Origin of the sequence: Lysinibacillus sp. VIII_CA, from assembly GCF_049943995.1 — a bacterium.
Classification (GTDB): domain Bacteria; phylum Bacillota; class Bacilli; order Bacillales_A; family Planococcaceae; genus Lysinibacillus; species Lysinibacillus pinottii.
In genome coordinates, this window is record NZ_JBNFXM010000001.1 from 114,051 (window position 1) to 130,598 (window position 16,548).

Below are 16,548 nucleotides of genomic sequence, written 5' to 3' on the forward strand. Positions count from 1 at the left end.
AACATGCTCCTTTTCTATCAAGGTTTGTACAGCTTATGCTCGTCCGTCTCTATTATGCTAAAGATTATTTTCTAAATAGGTAGCAAGCCAAAGTACAGCAAATGCAGTTTTAGCATCAAAAATACGTCGATCCCCCACCATTGATTGTGCTTCTTCCAACGAAACTTCTAAAAGTTCGACAAACTCATCCTCATCTAACGCTGCTTTATTGTCGATGATATACAAATCCTTCGCTACATATAGATGAATGATCTCGTCTGCAAACCCCGGTGACGTTGCAAATGTTTGTAAGTATGTAAGGCTATGCGCGCCGTAGCCTGTCTCTTCCTCTAATTCACGGCGAGCTGTCATCGCTGGTTCTTCACCAGGTTCAAGTTTCCCCGCTGGAATTTCAACAATAGAACGTTCAAGTGCCTTTCGATATTGCTCCACTAACACTAATTTACCCTCATCCGTCACAGCAATTACCGCAACCGCTCCAGGATGCTTGATAATTTCACGCTTTGCAACCTGACCATTTGGTAATATGACATCATCAACCTGTAGCTTTACAATTTTTCCGTCATAGATGGGTGTCGTTTTTGTCGTTTTTTCCTCAAACTTTTTCATAGACGATAACCTCGCTTGTCCTTCAGATATGTTCATTGTACCATTACAAGTAGAGAAATCGAAGGAGGTCGTTTCATGAAAAAGAGGCAGCTAGGCACTAGTGAAATATTCATTTCAGAAATTAGTTTAGGAGGCATGTCACTTTCCACAGATAAAAAGCAAGCAGCAACTATTGTCGATATGGCATTAGATGCGGGCATAAATTATTTTGACACTGCCGATTTATATGATTTTGGTACGAATGAGGAGATCCTAGGTGCGGCATTAGGGAAACGTCGTCAAGAGATTATCCTTGCCACAAAAGTAGGTAATCGCTGGACTGAAGGTGCAGAAGGCTGGCAATGGGATGCTTCGCCATCCTATATAAGACAAGCTATTCATGCTAGTTTGAAACGATTAGGAACGGACTACATTGATGTTTATCAGTTACACGGTGGTACAATCGGAGATGATTGGGATGGGATTATCGACACTTTTGAGCGCTTGAAAAAAGAAGGACTTATTCGAGAATATGGCATTTCTTCGATTCGTCCAAACGTTTTGCAACGTTTTTTACCTGCAAGTTCAGCTAAAAGCGTCATGATGCAATATAGTGCTTTAGATCGCCGCCCCGAGGAGTGGTTTGACTTTATTGCGAACCAAGGCGCTTCTGTTGTAACACGTGGCACAGTGGCTAAGGGCTTATTAACAAATAGCTGGCAGCAACGTCTTCAGGGAGTAAAAAGTTTTAACAACTATTCTTCAGAAGAGTTAACAACAACGTTAACAAGTTTAGCTTCACAATATAATAATTTACATGCACTGGCACTGGCTTTTAATTTAAAAGAGTCTGCAATCGCTTCTACAGTAATTGGAGCAAGCTCACAGGAGCAACTAGCTCAGACCCTCTCTGCCTATGAAAGCATGGCTGCTATAACCGACTTGGAAGCAGCAAACACTTTAACAAAAAATGAACAATATGTAGAACATCGATGAAAAAGTGGTTGATCTTTATCATCTGTCTAGTTGTGCTAATTATTTCCTCTAGTATGACTTACGAACAACAAAGTATTTTACCAGAGCTTAAAAATTTATTAGCAGATAAACCTTTTGAAAAACAACTATCCTTTTTAAAAATCCCTTATTGGGACACAGTCGTATCAGTTGAAGAACGTGGTTATTTTCCATTTGTCGAATTTTTAATTCGTAAACTAACACATTTTATCGGATTTGGCTGCATTGCGCTTGGGCTATACTTTGCCTGGGGTAAACACCGTTTCGCAGCAACTATTGCTATTGCTGGAACAGCATTTATTGCAATGCTTGATGAATTTCGTCAAAGCTTTACACCAGGTCGTACAATGAGCGGCCAAGATGTGCTTGTTGATACAGCTGGAGCTATTATTTTTGTTAGTGCTGTTGCTGTATTCAGGAAATTGTTGAAAAATAAAAGACAAAAGGCACTATATTAGCCTTTTGTCTTTTATATAAATCAATAAAGGAATCTTCAATAATCAAGAAACTCAGTTTCTTGATACAAGGTAGCCCTGCTTTTTCTAAAACTTGAGGGAAAGCAAAATGATTTGTTGCTTTTCTACTTACAATTAAAAACAGTGAATCCACAAGTGTGAATTCACTGTTTTCTTGTTAATATTTAGTGCCTTTATCGCCATACTCATTTAGTAATTCTTCAAATGATTTATTTTTTTCTCGCTGCTTACGTTCAAAAGCTAGTTTAGCTTGGCGTTCCTCTTCTGCAGCCTGTTCTTTCATGGATAAATCTTGCTTTGCCGCCTTTAATTTAGCTAGCACATCGCCACCTAGTTGGTCTGCCAATGTGACTGCCTCCTGCTTTGGCAAGCTTGCTGTCATGCTATTGCTTGTCTGTTTCTGTTGTTTTCGTTTCTTTCCCATTTCATTCACCTTCTTATTGACATCAAGGACGCTTCACTACTGTGGCTACGCCTTGACCACCTCCGATACATAAAGTGGCTAAGCCCATTTTTGCATCACGCTTTTCCATCTCATGTAAGAGTGTGACCAAAATACGAGCTCCACTTGCACCAATTGGGTGACCAAGAGCAATCGCGCCCCCGTTTACATTTAGTTTATCATGATTAAAGCGTAATTCACGATCAACAGCAATCGATTGTGCTGCAAAAGCTTCATTTGCTTCAATCACATCGATTTCTTCTAAAGTTGTTGCTGCCTTAGCCAGTGCTTTTTGGACTGCTTTAACTGGACCGGTTCCCATAATTGCAGGATCTACTCCCGCACTTGCATTGGCTGTAATAATCGCCATCGGCTGAATACCAAGCTCTTGCGCCTTTTTCTTAGACATCACAACAATTGCCGCAGCTCCATCGTTAATACCTGAAGCATTAGCCGCTGTTACGGAACCATCTTTTTTAAATGCTGGGCGTAGCTTACCTAGAGATTCCTCTGTCACGCCTGCACGCGGAAATTCATCCTTGTCGAATACAATAGGCTCTCCCCTACGCTGTGGAATCTCGACAGCGACGATTTCATTTTCAAATTTACCAGCTGCAATTGCTGCCTCTGCACGTTGCTGAGAACGTGCTGCAAAAGCATCCTGTTCTTCTCTCGAAATTTCATACATATCACATAAATTTTCAGCTGTAATGCCCATATGATAATCATTAAATGCACACCATAGACCATCATGAATCATAGTATCCACAACCTTTTGATCGCCCATTCGGAAGCCTTCACGCGCATTTTTTAAAACATAAGGGGCTTGGCTCATATTTTCAAAGCCTCCAGCCACGATAATTTCAGCATCACCAGCTAAAATAGCTTGCGTCGCTAAATGCACAGCCTTTAAACCTGATCCGCAAACTTTATTAATTGTTAGTGCTGACACCTCATTTGGTAAACCAGCTTTTATCGCTGCCTGACGAGCTGGATTTTGTCCAAGACCAGCCGATAACACATTCCCCATAATGACCTCATCGACTTGTTCCCCAGCTACTCCTGCACGTGCTAAAGCGTCCTTAATAACAATACTACCTAGAGTTACAGCTGGTACGTCTTTTAATGTCCCCTGAAATGAGCCTATAGCTGTTCGAACAGCACTCACGATTACTACCTCATTTATCATGTCCATTCTCCCCTTTTCCCCGTTCAAAAATCAACACTGCTGCATATGCTACTAGCAGATATGTATATTTTAACAAATATTTTGACGATTTTCGATAATAGAAATAATCGCAGTTTTGCCAAAGTTATTGTAAAATGTTGACGTGTTTTAAACAATCTCAGTTGGGAACATTACAAATAAGAAATAGCATGTGGAGGTGTTTTATCATGAAAAAGAAGATGCTTTTATTCTCTGGTATTACAACAACGCTTGCCGCTGCAGCTACTGGTCTGTTCGGCTTCGCGCTTTCCAATAAATTAATGTATATTCAACAAAAAGATCCAGAATTTATTCGTGAACGAGAAACGACTGCCAAACGTTTTGATGAGGCTTGGTACAATAAAAACTTGAAATGCGAACTTAATATTGATTCTCCAAATGGCTACACAATTAGAGGAATTATGTTTCAGCCGTTACAAACCAATAACACCATCATCATATGTCACGGCGTTACAGAAAATAAAATAAACTCCGTCAAATACGCTCGGCTATTTGAAAGGCTAGGCTATAATTCAGTTATCTTTGACCATCGGCGTCATGGCGAATCTGGTGGCAAAACAACTAGCTATGGTCACTATGAAAAAAATGATCTTGATGCTGTAGTTAATACAGTAAAAGCCATGATCGGTGAGGATGCAATACTAGGTATTCATGGGGAATCTATGGGTGCAGCAACAATGTTACTTTATGCAGGTACGGTGGAAGATGGTGCTGATTTTTATATTTCAGATTGTGCATTCTCCGATTTTTCCATGTTGCTCAAGCAAATAGCCAAAACAGAATTTAAATATGGCTCTATTATTCCCATCCGTTTTGCCGATTTCTTTGTCCGCCTCAGGGACGGCTACTCATTTAAAAGTGTAACTCCTGCTGAAGCAGTGACCCATATTGAAAAACCTGTACTTTTTATCCATAGTATTCCAGATACGTTTATTCCAGCGTCAATGTCACTAGATCTTTACAATAAAAAAGTAGGTCCCAAAAAATTAAAGCTTTTTGATACAGGTGCACATGCCCAATCCTTTAATGAAAATATGGATGAATACGAGGATTTAATTCATGATTTTTTAGACAATTTTATTTATCAAAAAATCAATCGGGATTCTTCTTCTTCGAATGTCATTCCATTCCATTTTTAGGGCAATGAAAAACCTTGCGTTATTTTACTCGCAAGGTTTTTATTTTATTTAATCTTCAAAAATAATATGCCATTCATCACGTTTCGCTAAAAACTCTTTCGCTAATGCTTTGGCCCCTTCTAAACTATGGCTAGCAGCCCAGCCACATTGCACTTCATTGCATGCAGGCACTGCGGTTGCCTTTGTCACATCTGTAAATGTGTTCTCTAAAATAGCTAATAAATCCTCATAATCATTATGATTGATCAAGGACACATAGAAGCCTGTTTGACAACCCATTGGACTGAAATCAACAATATGATCAGAGTAATTACGGATAATGTCAGCAGATAAATGCTCCAAAGAATGCAATGCAGGCATTTCCATATGCTCCTTATTTGGCTGTTTAAAGCGAATATCGTATTTATAAACCTCATCGCCATTTTTGCCCGTTTTCACACCTGCTAAACGAACATAAGGTGCCTTTACTTTTGTATGATCTAGATCAAAACTTTCTACATTTGTTTTTTCTTTTTGCAATATACACAACTCCCTTCCGTATAGTAACTCCATTATACATAGTTTCCCGATAGAGTTGTATGATTTTTAAGAATTATTTAAATACTATTAAAAATAAAAAAAACAACTAGTTAAGCTTGAACTAGTTGCTCGGAACATTCCAAATTACTTCTGGAATTTATTCATTTGTGCCATCATTTGACGTACTTGCTTTTCAGACGGCGTACGACCCATTTGTGCCATCATCATACGAATCATTTGCTCATTAATAGGTGGGTTTTCTTTTAAATATTTCATCATAGCTTGACGAGCGAAATAGAAACCAAGTGCCGCTCCCGCTGCTAATGCGATAATTACGATAATAATCCAGCCCCATGTAGGCATACAACCAACCTCCTCCACTACAATATACCGAGAAAAAACTCTCCACGCTCCATTATACACCAAATGATAGCATGTTACTATATATTGTAGTGAAATTTCCTAGTGCATTGTATACTTCATAGGTTTCAACCACCCACATTCATTATCTTGTTTATTGAAAGCTATAAATCGTTCACTCATCTTGGCAAGCATTTGAAATAAATCTAAATCTAGCATTCGTGAGCCTTCACAATAAACACAAATCTTACGATCGACTAAATAAATAGCCATTTTGCCTTTTATCGGATGTTCTAAAAACAAAGCATTACGAGCTCTTTCTAAATGTGCATATTTGGAATCAAGTTGATGCTCTAACATTGCTGCTATTTCATCAAAACGAACGGATTCACATATATACGCAAGCTCTTTTAAGGATTTCTCATTGGCGTCTTCACAGCCTTGCATCATCTCTAATAACTTTCGTTCTCTGCCAAAAATAAACGTTAAATGCTCTTCTTTTATCTTATATATGGAATAGGTTCTCACCAGAAATCCTCCTTCGCTCAGTTTATTTTCCATAAGTATAGCTCATCCCATCTTGTTAATTTGTCAAACGGAGGAAGCTTTCATCTTCTATTTTTGTCGAAAAGCTTCTAGTTTAGGATCTAAAAATTATTTTATGGCAGATGATAATTTGCTCTAAAAATGAACGGCTATTTTTCCTAAAAAACAAGCAATATCTACTCATTGAGTACGCCAAAAATCCACTTTTGTTGCAGCTTAGATAGTTCTCAGCCTCAAGACCTAGTAGAAAATCAATTTCGAGTCCGTTTTAGACAATCTTGATAATAGGTAACATAAAGGTACAAACGAAAGGAGCTAAAACAAATGAGAAAATTTCTTTTATTAACTGGAGGCGTTATCGCAGCATGTGTTGCACTTGCCTTAATCGGACCATTGGCAGGCTTATTATTCTCCGGACTATTTGTAGCACTAGGGATGCATTTCTACATGGCAAGCAAGTCAAATTTCGGTAAAATCTTTTGGTTTGCGGTTGGTTTAATCGGTATTCTATCAGCAGTATCTAATATTCCTGCAATGATTGGTCTTGCAGCAATCGCTATTGTCTATGTCATTTATAAAAAATGGAATGGCGAAGAAGTAAAAATCCCAACAATTGAAGGTAAAAAAGAAGAAGATCCATTTACAAACTTCGAAAAAGAATGGTCAAATTTAACAAAATAAAAGGAGAGAATAAATATGAATTTATTTCAACGTTTTAGATATACAGTAGAAGCAGACTTACATCAGTTATTTGATAAGAAGGAACAAAAAAATCCAATTGCTATGTTAAATCAGTACATCCGAGAAGCTGAAAAACAAACAGAAGAAACAGGTAAATTATTAGAACGTCAAGGACAATTAAAAGAAAAGCTTGAGCAAGAATATCAACAAAATGCAGATTTACTTGCTAAACGTGAATCTCAACTGACATTAGCGAAAACTAGTGGCGAGCAAGATTTAATTGATTTTGCAATGGATGAAGTGACAGCTTACACTGCCCGTAATCATACGTTACAAGCGAGTATCGAAGCAAGTACACGTGAATATTTCGAGCTAGAGCGTAAATTCGAAACAATGAAACATAAAATTAAAGACATGAAAGTTCGTCAATTACAGTTAATGGGCAAAGAAAACGTCACGCGTGCCCATCATCAAATGGACGGTATGATTGCCAAAAACAATAAAACAAATTTTGAAGATTTGGAAGCTTATATTGATAAATTAGCTTATCAAATTGACAAAGATCATGAAGTTACAACATTTGAAGCAAGATTAGCACAATTAGAAAAAAAAGCTGCAGAGGAAAGCTCTCCACTGCTAATTGAAAATAAATAACATGTTATAATGGAAGTAATGCGCCCTCGCTAGCCGGCGCATTCTTTCACGTTTTAAAACAGAGGGTCCCATTCCCTCTTTTATACTATTAGTAGAAAGAAGGGTGACCCTCTTGCAGAATTTCACTACAAATAAGCTCACATTTTGGGTACTATGCTTCTTTTTACTCGTTTTTGTGGAGCTTACTATTTTTAATAATGGTGGCGCCTTTTGCTTATTGATTGGGGCCGTACTGCTTTATTTAAGCTTTTCTAAAAAAGTTCGCTTTTTTAAATGGACCGGCATATTCTTCATCGCGATTGCATTATTCACAATGTGGAGCCTCCGTCTATTCATTGTCATAATGCTCTTATATATGCTTTATCAATACTTACAACGAGAAAATGAACCAAAAATAGTCGGTGCAGAGCTTTTTGAAAAACTATCTACTTCGAAAAACGACTTAATTGGCACCATCCAAGCACCAACAGAGGCATACAAATGGCAAGATGTGCAGATTCAACGTTTAGCAGGGGATATTACAGTGGATACGACTCAAACGATTTTGCCTGCTGGCACAAGTCTAATTACGATTCGTCAAGGTATCGGTAAAGTACAAATCTATGTCCCATATGAAATACCTTTTCGTATACACTATACTACCCTATTCGGTGAGCTTACTTGCTTACATGTGGGCCCACAACGTATTTTAAATGAAAGTGTTAGCTTTTCTGATGGAAATCCAGAGGATGCAAAACGCATATTAATTATTCATGTTGCAACATGGCTTGGAGATTTGGAGGTGCTGCGTAAATGATTGCCTTTATCTCAAGATTATTTACCTTATTTTTCATTTTAATGAGCGCTACATTCGGATTGCTTGTTGCCGTATGGGGAAATCCTGATGAAAAAGCTTGGGAACCTTTATGGCGACAAAATTATAATAATTTTCCTCTTGGCGGAATTATTGTAGTCAGCCTATTTGCTCTAAGCTTCCTCTTTGCCAGTTGGATTAGTATGACTGCTCGTGCCCGAGAGGCTCAAGCAACAAAAATTGTCAAACAGTTAATTGAGCCTGATTTTGTACTTTCTAAAAAGCAAGCCCTTCCGAAACCATTAAAAAAAGCACTTATTCAAACAAGTGAATTAATAGATACACAGCGTAAAAGCCTACAGCGCTTATCCAATGAACGTGCAGAAGCTCATGACAAAATTATTCAGGAACGCATCGTTGCTGAACGTCAACGTCTGGCTAGAGAATTACATGATTCTGTGTCGCAGCAATTGTTTGCGGCCTCCATGTTGCTTTCTGCTTTAACTGAAAGTGACGAAAATGCGACTAGTTTAAAGCAAGTGGAAAAAATAGTACAACAAGCACAGCTCGAAATGCGTGCGTTACTGTTACACTTACGCCCTGTTGCACTCCGCAATAAAACGCTTGCGCAAGGCTTAGAGGAATTAATTATTGAGCTTCAGCAAAAGGTTTACTTTCATATTGAATATGAGCTAGAAGAAATGGCATTAACGAAAGCAGAAGAAGATCACTTATTCCGCATTGCCCAGGAAGCCCTCTCTAATACACTTCGACATGCCAAAGCAAGTGAGGTTGAATTGTTGCTTGTTGCACGAGATGACTTAGCCATTTTACGCATTCAAGATAATGGTTTGGGCTTTGATGTAGAAGCCGATAAATCCACTTCTTACGGCTTGCAAAATATTGCTGAACGTGCAGTTGAAATAGGCTGCACATACAAAATTGTGTCAGTCCCTGAAGAAGGAACGATTGTCGAAGTAAAAATTCCACTACATAAGGAGGAGGTCAATAGTAATGATACAAGTACTCATAGTGGATGATCATGAAATGGTGCGTATAGGCGTTTCAGCTTACTTATCCGCACAGCCTGATATTACAGTTGTTGGTGAGGCTGAAAACGGGCAAGAAGCAGTTGAGCGTGCTCTTGCCTTAAAGCCTGATATTATTTTAATGGATAATGTTATGCCCATTATGACTGGTGCTGAGGCAACAGCAGAAATTTTAGCGGCATGGCCTGAGGCAAAAATCATGATGGTGACTAGCTTTTTAGATGATGACAAAGTCTACCCTGCATTAGAGGCAGGAGCAGTAAGTTATATTTTAAAAACATCTAATGCTAAACAAATTGCGGAAGCCATTCGTAAAACAATGGGTGGTGAAACGGTTTTAGAGCCAGAAGTCACATCTAAAATGATGCACCGTATGCGCAACGGCAATAATACACCTCTTTACGAGCAACTTACTGACCGTGAAATGGAAGTCCTATTATTAATGGCACAGGGCAAAGCCAATCAGGAAATCGCCGATGAGCTATACATTGCTTTAAAAACTGTGAAAACACATGTTAGCAATATTCTAGCAAAGCTAGAAGTGCAGGATCGTACACAGGCTGTTGTCTATGCATTTCAAAATGGGCTTGCCAAATAATTCCTACATAAAAAAACTGCATAACCATATGCAGTTCAGACTGTAGACAAACTCAATGAAATAAAGTAAAGCCGTTGATTTCCACTTCGTGTGGACGCTTTCCGCGGGCGGGGTCGAGCTGCTTCCCTCGCTTCGCTCAGTCCAGGATCTCGTCTTTCCCGCTTTTCCCGCTGGAGTCACCGCCCTTCGTTCCCATCAACTTCTACATAAAGTGCCCCATCTATATAGGATGTTGAAAAGTAAATTTTGAGGTGCTAATACATCGAAACCTTTGATTTGTGCGAAGTGTCAAGCCTTCCCAATGTACGGAAAGTAAGAATTACAAAAAACTCATTCAACGCCATACTTGGGAACTGTATGTGGAGGAAGCTGAACATTTACGCCATTCCTATGACGTCAAACAAATTTATGCAAGCGTAAAGAAACGATTGAGCATGTCTTTGCCGATGCAATGGTATGCGATGGACAACCTAGAGGTCTGAAAAATTGTCCATGCAGGCGATACTAACTCTTGCTGTCATGAATTTAAAGAAACTAGCTACTTGGACGTGGCTGGCGGCTTAAAAGAGTTCTTATACTTGAAGAGTCTGTTTTATGGGATATCAAATTACCATTTTTAAACATAAAGAAAGTAAAAAAATGACAAAAGGAATCGAGTGTGAACTTCTCAATTCCTTTTGTCACAGTCTGAACTGCATAACCATATGCAGTTTTTTTGATTTGGGATATTTTTGAAAATTATTGCCACAGATATATTTGTTAATTCCTTTAGTGATACGTCACTCAATACCTAACATTTGATTCTCACATGCTATAAAAAGTACCGCAACGCCCAGCGAATTGATACAATCGCTGAGTGTTGCGGTACTTTATTAAAAATCTTATAGAGCTTTTACCTTCGCAACTACATTTTCTACAGTGAATCCGTATTTTTCCATTACTACTTCACCTGGAGCTGATGCGCCAAATTTATCGATTGCAAGCACATCACCATCAAAGCCAGTATATTTATGCCAGCCGAATGATGCACCCATTTCAATCGCAAGACGTTTAGTGACAGCTTTTGGTAAAACAGATTCTTTGTAGGCAGCATCTTGTTTTTCAAAGCGATCCATAGATGGCATTGAAACGACAGCTACATCCAAACCTTCACCTTTTAATGCATTTTGAGCTTCAATTGCAAGAGATACTTCAGAGCCTGTTGCAATTAATATAGCATCCGCTACTGCTTTAGTTGCAGGAGATACTGTGTAAGCACCCTTCGTCACACCTTCACGTACTGTTTCAATAGAAGCGTTAAGAACAGGTAAGTTTTGACGAGACAATACTAATACTGTTGGCGTATTTTCTGATGCAACGGCAAGCTCCCATGCAACAGCTGATTCATTTGCATCCGCAGGACGAACAACAGATAAATTAGGCATTGCACGTAGTGATGCAAGGTGTTCAATTGGCTCATGCGTTGGTCCATCTTCGCCAACAGCAATCGAGTCATGTGTAAATACATACGTTACAGGTAGACCCATTAATGCTGACAGACGAACTGCCGGACGCACATAGTCTGAGAACACGAAGAATGTACCACCAAATACATTTAAACCACCGTGAAGTGCCATACCGTTTAAAGCAGCGCCCATTGCAAATTCACGCACACCAAACCAGATGTTGCGACCAGCATAATCGTCCGCTGAGAAGTCGCCTGCACCCTTCATCGTTGTTTTATTAGAGCCAGCAAGGTCAGCAGAGCCACCAAAGAATGATGGAGTTTTCTTAGCAATAGCATTAATCGCATCACCAGAAGAAGAACGTGTTGCTACAGATTTACCAGCTTCATACACTGGTAATTCCGAAGCGAAGTCTGCTGGTAATTCACCCTTCATAGCCTGTTCAAATTGAGCTGCTAATTCTGGGAATTCCTGTTTATAAGCAGTAAATTTCGCATTCCAAGCTTCCTCAGACTGTGCTCCTTGCACCTCAGCCGCAGCATTAAAAGTATCATATACTTCAGCAGGAATTTGGAAAGGCTCATGTGCCCACTCATAGGCAGCTTTTGTTAATACCACTTCATCTGTACCAAGTGGTGCACCATGAGAATCCGCTTTACCCGATTTATTTGGTGAACCAAAACCAATCACTGTTTTCACTTCAATCAATGTTGGTTTGCCAGTTGATTTTTTAGCTTCTTCAATAGTTGCATTAATCGCATCAACATCTGTGCCATCTGCAACTTTTAAATAATTCCAACCATAAGATTCAAAACGTTTTTGGACGTTTTCTGAGAATGACTTTTCTAAGTCTCCATCTAAAGAAATATCATTAGAATCGTAAAGCACGATTAATTTTTCAAGTTTTAAGTGACCAGCTAATGAAATAGCCTCTGCTGCTACGCCCTCCATTAAGTCTCCATCACCACATAATGCAAATGTATAGTGGTCAACGATGTCATGACCTGGTTTATTGTACGTAGCTGCTAAATGACGCTCTGCCATTGCCATACCTACAGTCATGGCAATACCTTGTCCTAGAGGACCAGTTGTTGCTTCCACACCTACTGTATGACCATATTCAGGATGTCCTGGTGTTAATGAATCCCATTGGCGGAAGTTTTGAATTTCTTCCATTGGTAAACCATAGCCGCCAAGGTGAAGTAAGCTGTATAAAAGCATGGAACCATGACCTGCTGATAGTACAAAACGATCACGGTTAAACCATTTTGGATTTGCTGGATTATGGCGTAATTGTTTTGTCCAAAGCGTATAAGCCATTGGCGCTGCCCCCATTGGTAAACCTGGGTGACCAGAATTTGCTTTTTCAATAGCATCGATTGACAAAGTTCGGATAGCATTAATTGCTAATAAATCCGCATGTTGAGTCATTATATTGTGACATCCTTTCTCGTCCTATAATTGTTCTTCTACAGTTTAGTCAACATTGCTTTAGAAAACAATGCTTTTGTTATACTATTTGTATTTTCATACATACTTTATTAAATTGTGTCACATTAATTTAGAAATTTATTTTTTTTCGCTTGTCTTACCTTCTCTGGCGTGACATCATTTCCTTCTGCATCAACCACTTTTACGTTTTCAATCGTATCACGCATCGTTGCTCTAAATGTATCCAAGTATTCTTTACGAAGCGCTGTTCGCTCCTTTGCCTCTTCATCCGTTAGTTGACCATTTTTTGCTTTAGCAGAAAGTTCATTTATACGGTTAATTTTTTCTTTTGATAACATAGTTACACACCTTTCAGTACCTATCTTATTGACTTCGGTATGCAAAGTATAGCACGGTTTCCCATTAAATGCAGTTATACCAACCCTTATTCAAGCTGTTGAAATAAAAAAATACATGACTTCCAGATGTTTGAAGTGTATAAGTATTATATGGAAGGAAAAATTTAACTATATATTGGAGGATATACATGTGAACGTGACAACTAAGCGATTACTCATTCGAACATTTCAAGAACAGGACTGGGAAGCTGTTTATAGCTATACTTCAGATGAAAAAGTGATGCATTATATGCCTGAAGGTGTTTTCACTGAAGATCAGGCAAAGAAATTTATTAAAGAAAATAGCAGCGACAAAGCAAAACATTTTGCTATTGTTTCAAATAATTGCAAGCAAGTGATTGGTCATATTGTTTTCCATCCTTGTTTCGGTGATCATACTTATGAAATCGGTTGGGTACTAAATCCAGCTTACCAAAATCAAGGCTTTGCTTCTGAAGCTGCACATGCTGTATTAGACTATGGATTTAATGAAAAGAAACTTCATAGAATTATTGCAACGTGTCAGCCCGAAAATATCGCTTCTTATAAGGTTATGGAAAAAATAGGAATGAGACGTGAAGGTTTTTTTAAAAAATGTATACCATATGGGGATGAATGGTGGGACGAATACTATTACGCAGTCTTACGTGAAGAGTGGGACAATTTGTTAGGAGGTTAGAAGAACATTAAACACTAAACTACTAAGCTCGTGGAAATGGAAGAAGTTCCTGTAAATGGTATTAGGCACTTGGTCAATAATGGATGATCCGACCATACAAATTAGCTTGAAAAAACTTCTGAATACGGAGGAGGTATTTTTCGATGGCAAAATTTCATCCTGATTACATGATTACTAAAAGAACACTCGGTCCTATTACGTAAACAAACACAAGAGGTTGCCATACCAGTTCCCTTAGAGGACCGACATATATTATTTTCTATGCTTCAATATTTAAAAAACAGCCAAGATCCGATTTTAACAAAAAAGTATAAGCTACGTCCTGGTAGTGGCCTCTCTGCAAATCAAATTGGCGTAGATAAAAGAATGTTTGCTGTCCTTTTTGAAGATCATGACCAAAAACACGAAATGATGTTCATTAACCCAAAAGTAATGAGCCATTCTTTAAATATGATCTATTTGCCTGAGGGAGAAGGGTGTCTGTCTGTTAATCGACCAGTTCACGGTTTTGTACCAAGATATGAACGAATTAAAGTAAAAGCCTATACTATTGATGGACAGGAATTTATTTTGTCTTTAAAAGGCTATGAATCTATCGTTGTACAACATGAAATCGATCATTTAAATGGTATTATGTTTTATGATCGAATTAATAAAGATAACCCTTTTCAACTACCCCAAAATGTTATTATCGAAAGCTTGTATTAAAAAAATTAGCAGGCTATATTATTTGCCTGCTAATTTTTCTTGATGCTCTTGGAATCGGCGATGTACGGTTGCCTTACTTACCTCAAAGCCTAATCCTCTAAGAGTAATGGAAATTTCCTCAAAGGTAAAACCACGATTACGTAGCTTCACGATTTCATCAACAGGGAGTTCCTTCCGTTCCTGACCATGCGGATTCCCACGATTGGATAGGTTATTTTCAGGGCGATAGCCATTTTCCACAGCACGTCGCATACCTCTGCGGATTTTCGCATTATGGATTCTACGTTGATACTCTTCTACAATTGCTAAAATCTCTAGTAGCATCGTATCCATTTCGTTTAATTGAACTGGTCCTGCATCACGAATCGAATAAACATCTGTTGCTGATTTTTGTAATAAATGCAATACTGCCATCCTGGCATTTCCACGGCCTAAACGAGTTTCATCTTGTACAAAAAGAGCTTTTACTTCCTTCTCTTTTATAAAATCAAGCATTTCAAGTAAGCCTTCGCGTTCAACATCATAACCGCTATGCTTATCTTTAAAAACACCCTTTACTTCATAGCCTTGCTCTTTAGCACAGAGCACTAATTCTTCTTGTTGGCGCTCTAACGAGGAGCTTTGCGTTTCTTTTTCAGTACTTACCCGGCAATAGACAACAGCCGTCATTTGATTATTTTTCATTGTTCGTTTCTCGCAATTTCAATGGTTTTGATGGGACTGGCTTGATCACTCAAAACTGGAATGACTAGAGATTTACCCGCCACGATTTTAATATCTGCTAACTCATTTTCTGATTTGACAAGTTTAATCCAATCTTCTTTACTCATTTTACCACGGTATTGTTCGGCTAACGACCACAAGCTATCCCCATGTTCAATTTGAATTTCAGCGTAATTAACATCCCCCGGATCAGTGATGTAAAGGTAACTTGCGAAGAGTAAACAAGCACCTAATAATATAGTGATATGTGTATTTTTCTTTAACCATTTCATCATTATAACCTCTTTTCTAGAATGTTTGTTCGGAATATACGTTCCCATAATAAAGCGAACAAACGTTTTTGTCAAACACTTTTCGAACCTATGTTTGCATACGTGTTCGCATTCTGTTATACTATCAAATAAGAAGAATGATATTAGAAAAAAGAGGTGAGCAATCATGAAAAAAGTATCGAAAAGACAAGAGGACATTTTAGCGTTCATTAAAGACGAGGTACGAGCTAAAGGGTATCCGCCATCAGTCCGTGAAATCGGGGAAGCTGTTGGACTTGCTTCAAGTTCAACTGTTCATGGTCATTTGGCTCGATTAGAACAAAAGGGTTTTATTCGTCGAGATCCAACAAAACCACGTGCTATTGAAATTCTTGAACCTGAAGAATCCATCCAAAAGCAACACGTCATCCATGTACCACTTGTAGGGAAGGTTACAGCAGGTTCTCCTATTACAGCTATCGAAAATATTGAAGAGTATTTCCCACTGCCTGATACATATGGCACGAGTGAGGATCAGTTATTCATGCTAGAAATTATGGGTGAATCGATGATTGAAGCAGGAATTTTAGATGGTGATTTAGTGATTGTGAAGCAAAAATCAACGGCTAATAATGGAGACATTGTTGTAGCCATGACAGCTGAAGATGAAGCTACTGTAAAACGATTCTTTAAGGAAAAAAACCATTTCCGTTTACAGCCTGAAAATTCATCAATGGAACCGATTATCGTCGATCAAGTATCCATTTTGGGACAAGTTGTTGGTCTGTATCGCCGTGTACATTAATTAAATGAGGGTTTGAGGATT

General features: G+C 38.5%; 20 protein-coding genes and 2 pseudogenes. 12 read left to right on the forward strand and 10 right to left on the reverse strand.

Annotated elements, in window-relative coordinates; all coding sequences use genetic code 11:
- Positions 1 to 57: 57 nt before the first annotated feature.
- Positions 58 to 609, reverse strand: a complete 552-nt coding sequence (locus ACP3VS_RS00615) for an NUDIX domain-containing protein (RefSeq protein ID WP_012293404.1) — start codon at positions 607 to 609, stop codon at positions 58 to 60.
- Between the two features lie 75 nt (positions 610 to 684).
- On the opposite strand from ACP3VS_RS00615, the gene ACP3VS_RS00620 reads away from it, so the two are divergent.
- Both ACP3VS_RS00620 and ACP3VS_RS00625 read left to right on the forward strand, forming a co-directional pair.
- Positions 685 to 1,584, forward strand: coding sequence for an aldo/keto reductase (locus ACP3VS_RS00620; RefSeq protein WP_207889720.1), 900 nt, complete (start codon positions 685 to 687; stop codon positions 1,582 to 1,584).
- Positions 1,581 to 2,060, forward strand: coding sequence for a VanZ family protein (locus tag ACP3VS_RS00625; protein WP_099805076.1), 480 nt, complete (start codon positions 1,581 to 1,583; stop codon positions 2,058 to 2,060). The genes ACP3VS_RS00620 and ACP3VS_RS00625 overlap by 4 nt, the downstream gene beginning before the upstream one ends.
- A 175-nt stretch (positions 2,061 to 2,235) precedes the next feature.
- Here ACP3VS_RS00625 and ACP3VS_RS00630 read toward each other — a convergent pair whose 3' ends face one another.
- Together ACP3VS_RS00630 and ACP3VS_RS00635 are read right to left on the reverse strand one after the other, a co-directional pair.
- Complete coding sequence (locus ACP3VS_RS00630; protein ID WP_036161004.1) at positions 2,236 to 2,502, reverse strand: YqkE family protein; 267 nt, start codon at positions 2,500 to 2,502, stop codon at positions 2,236 to 2,238.
- A 22-nt stretch (positions 2,503 to 2,524) separates the two neighbouring features.
- The gene (locus tag ACP3VS_RS00635) at positions 2,525 to 3,709 is read right to left on the reverse strand and encodes an acetyl-CoA C-acetyltransferase (RefSeq protein WP_155273152.1); all 1,185 of its coding nucleotides are present in this window, start codon (positions 3,707 to 3,709) and stop codon (positions 2,525 to 2,527) included.
- A gap of 206 nt (positions 3,710 to 3,915) precedes the next feature.
- On the opposite strand from ACP3VS_RS00635, the gene ACP3VS_RS00640 reads away from it, so the two are divergent.
- Positions 3,916 to 4,887, forward strand: a complete 972-nt coding sequence (locus tag ACP3VS_RS00640; protein ID WP_200991016.1) for an alpha/beta hydrolase — start codon at positions 3,916 to 3,918, stop codon at positions 4,885 to 4,887.
- Between the two features lie 48 nt (positions 4,888 to 4,935).
- Here the strand turns inward: ACP3VS_RS00640 and ACP3VS_RS00645 are convergent, their stop codons facing one another.
- The 3 genes from ACP3VS_RS00645 to sirA all read right to left on the reverse strand — a co-directional run bounded on the left by ACP3VS_RS00645 (position 4,936) and on the right by sirA (position 6,294).
- The gene (locus ACP3VS_RS00645) at positions 4,936 to 5,439 is read right to left on the reverse strand and encodes an S-ribosylhomocysteine lyase (RefSeq protein ID WP_051563191.1); all 504 of its coding nucleotides are present in this window, start codon (positions 5,437 to 5,439) and stop codon (positions 4,936 to 4,938) included.
- Between the two features lie 111 nt (positions 5,440 to 5,550).
- The gene (locus ACP3VS_RS00650; protein WP_004232154.1) at positions 5,551 to 5,769 is read right to left on the reverse strand and encodes a YneF family protein; all 219 of its coding nucleotides are present in this window, start codon (positions 5,767 to 5,769) and stop codon (positions 5,551 to 5,553) included.
- Between the two features lie 99 nt (positions 5,770 to 5,868).
- On the reverse strand, positions 5,869 to 6,294 hold the full coding sequence (sirA, locus tag ACP3VS_RS00655; protein ID WP_025114054.1) for a sporulation inhibitor of replication protein SirA: 426 nt from the start codon (positions 6,292 to 6,294) through the stop codon (positions 5,869 to 5,871).
- A gap of 342 nt (positions 6,295 to 6,636) precedes the next feature.
- Between sirA and ACP3VS_RS00660 the strand changes: the two genes are divergently transcribed.
- The 6 genes and pseudogenes from ACP3VS_RS00660 to ACP3VS_RS00685 all read left to right on the forward strand — a co-directional run.
- A complete protein-coding gene (locus ACP3VS_RS00660; protein WP_012293395.1) occupies positions 6,637 to 6,993 on the forward strand; it encodes a hypothetical protein in 357 nt (118 codons plus the stop codon).
- 15 nt (positions 6,994 to 7,008) lie between these two features.
- Positions 7,009 to 7,647: a PspA/IM30 family protein gene (locus ACP3VS_RS00665; protein WP_012293394.1), complete on the forward strand. Its 639-nt coding sequence runs from the start codon at positions 7,009 to 7,011 to the stop codon at positions 7,645 to 7,647.
- 103 nt (positions 7,648 to 7,750) lie between these two features.
- Entirely contained in the window at positions 7,751 to 8,443 is a 693-nt protein-coding gene (gene liaF / locus ACP3VS_RS00670) for a cell wall-active antibiotics response protein LiaF (protein ID WP_235616136.1), read from the forward strand.
- Positions 8,440 to 9,480, forward strand: coding sequence for a sensor histidine kinase (locus ACP3VS_RS00675; RefSeq protein ID WP_012293392.1), 1,041 nt, complete (start codon positions 8,440 to 8,442; stop codon positions 9,478 to 9,480). Before liaF ends, ACP3VS_RS00675 begins: the two co-directional genes overlap by 4 nt.
- The gene (locus tag ACP3VS_RS00680) at positions 9,455 to 10,087 is read left to right on the forward strand and encodes a response regulator (protein ID WP_031419087.1); all 633 of its coding nucleotides are present in this window, start codon (positions 9,455 to 9,457) and stop codon (positions 10,085 to 10,087) included. Before ACP3VS_RS00675 ends, ACP3VS_RS00680 begins: the two co-directional genes overlap by 26 nt.
- Positions 10,088 to 10,349: 262 nt before the next feature.
- Positions 10,350 to 10,651 (forward strand): annotated as a pseudogene (locus tag ACP3VS_RS00685) (transposase); the annotation flags it as partial.
- Positions 10,652 to 10,968: 317 nt separating this feature from the next.
- Here ACP3VS_RS00685 and tkt read toward each other — a convergent pair.
- Together tkt and ACP3VS_RS00695 are read right to left on the reverse strand one after the other, a co-directional pair.
- Positions 10,969 to 12,963, reverse strand: a complete 1,995-nt coding sequence (gene tkt, locus ACP3VS_RS00690; RefSeq protein WP_031419085.1) for a transketolase — start codon at positions 12,961 to 12,963, stop codon at positions 10,969 to 10,971.
- 125 nt (positions 12,964 to 13,088) lie between these two features.
- A complete protein-coding gene (locus ACP3VS_RS00695) occupies positions 13,089 to 13,322 on the reverse strand; it encodes a DUF896 domain-containing protein (RefSeq protein WP_012293388.1) in 234 nt (77 codons plus the stop codon).
- 190 nt (positions 13,323 to 13,512) lie between these two features.
- On the opposite strand from ACP3VS_RS00695, the gene ACP3VS_RS00700 reads away from it, so the two are divergent.
- Positions 13,513 to 14,040 carry a GNAT family N-acetyltransferase gene (locus tag ACP3VS_RS00700; RefSeq protein ID WP_031419083.1) on the forward strand — a complete coding sequence of 176 codons (528 nt, stop codon included), beginning with the start codon at positions 13,513 to 13,515 and terminating at the stop codon, positions 14,038 to 14,040.
- A gap of 143 nt (positions 14,041 to 14,183) precedes the next feature.
- Positions 14,184 to 14,748: pseudogene (def, locus tag ACP3VS_RS00705) on the forward strand (peptide deformylase).
- An 18-nt stretch (positions 14,749 to 14,766) separates the two neighbouring features.
- Here the strand turns inward: def and ACP3VS_RS00710 are convergent.
- Positions 14,767 to 15,432: a YneB family resolvase-like protein gene (locus tag ACP3VS_RS00710; protein WP_031419081.1), complete on the reverse strand. Its 666-nt coding sequence runs from the start codon at positions 15,430 to 15,432 to the stop codon at positions 14,767 to 14,769.
- Positions 15,429 to 15,746, reverse strand: a complete 318-nt coding sequence (gene yneA / locus ACP3VS_RS00715; RefSeq protein ID WP_230584541.1) for a cell division suppressor protein YneA — start codon at positions 15,744 to 15,746, stop codon at positions 15,429 to 15,431. Before yneA ends, ACP3VS_RS00710 begins: the two co-directional genes overlap by 4 nt.
- A 163-nt stretch (positions 15,747 to 15,909) precedes the next feature.
- On the opposite strand from yneA, the gene lexA reads away from it, so the two are divergent.
- A complete protein-coding gene (gene lexA / locus ACP3VS_RS00720; protein ID WP_031419079.1) occupies positions 15,910 to 16,527 on the forward strand; it encodes a transcriptional repressor LexA in 618 nt (205 codons plus the stop codon).
- Positions 16,528 to 16,548 lie beyond the last annotated feature (21 nt).

What these genes read in the sequence shown, in the direction of transcription:
- ACP3VS_RS00615 (WP_012293404.1), bottom strand. Translation starts at nt 609, where the DNA reads ATGAAAAAGTTTGAGGAAAAAACGACAAAAACGACACCCATCTATGAC.
- ACP3VS_RS00620 (WP_207889720.1), top strand. Translation starts at nt 685, where the DNA reads ATGAAAAAGAGGCAGCTAGGCACTAGTGAAATATTCATTTCAGAAATT.
- ACP3VS_RS00625 (WP_099805076.1), top strand. Translation starts at nt 1,581, where the DNA reads ATGAAAAAGTGGTTGATCTTTATCATCTGTCTAGTTGTGCTAATTATT.
- ACP3VS_RS00630 (WP_036161004.1), bottom strand. Translation starts at nt 2,502, where the DNA reads ATGGGAAAGAAACGAAAACAACAGAAACAGACAAGCAATAGCATGACA.
- ACP3VS_RS00635 (WP_155273152.1), bottom strand. Translation starts at nt 3,709, where the DNA reads ATGATAAATGAGGTAGTAATCGTGAGTGCTGTTCGAACAGCTATAGGC.
- ACP3VS_RS00640 (WP_200991016.1), top strand. Translation starts at nt 3,916, where the DNA reads ATGAAAAAGAAGATGCTTTTATTCTCTGGTATTACAACAACGCTTGCC.
- ACP3VS_RS00645 (WP_051563191.1), bottom strand. Translation starts at nt 5,439, where the DNA reads ATGGAGTTACTATACGGAAGGGAGTTGTGTATATTGCAAAAAGAAAAA.
- ACP3VS_RS00650 (WP_004232154.1), bottom strand. Translation starts at nt 5,769, where the DNA reads ATGCCTACATGGGGCTGGATTATTATCGTAATTATCGCATTAGCAGCG.
- ACP3VS_RS00660 (WP_012293395.1), top strand. Translation starts at nt 6,637, where the DNA reads ATGAGAAAATTTCTTTTATTAACTGGAGGCGTTATCGCAGCATGTGTT.
- ACP3VS_RS00665 (WP_012293394.1), top strand. Translation starts at nt 7,009, where the DNA reads ATGAATTTATTTCAACGTTTTAGATATACAGTAGAAGCAGACTTACAT.
- ACP3VS_RS00675 (WP_012293392.1), top strand. Translation starts at nt 8,440, where the DNA reads ATGATTGCCTTTATCTCAAGATTATTTACCTTATTTTTCATTTTAATG.
- ACP3VS_RS00680 (WP_031419087.1), top strand. Translation starts at nt 9,455, where the DNA reads ATGATACAAGTACTCATAGTGGATGATCATGAAATGGTGCGTATAGGC.
- tkt (WP_031419085.1), bottom strand. Translation starts at nt 12,963, where the DNA reads ATGACTCAACATGCGGATTTATTAGCAATTAATGCTATCCGAACTTTG.
- ACP3VS_RS00695 (WP_012293388.1), bottom strand. Translation starts at nt 13,322, where the DNA reads ATGTTATCAAAAGAAAAAATTAACCGTATAAATGAACTTTCTGCTAAA.
- ACP3VS_RS00710 (WP_031419081.1), bottom strand. Translation starts at nt 15,432, where the DNA reads ATGAAAAATAATCAAATGACGGCTGTTGTCTATTGCCGGGTAAGTACT.
- yneA (WP_230584541.1), bottom strand. Translation starts at nt 15,746, where the DNA reads ATGATGAAATGGTTAAAGAAAAATACACATATCACTATATTATTAGGT.
- lexA (WP_031419079.1), top strand. Translation starts at nt 15,910, where the DNA reads ATGAAAAAAGTATCGAAAAGACAAGAGGACATTTTAGCGTTCATTAAA.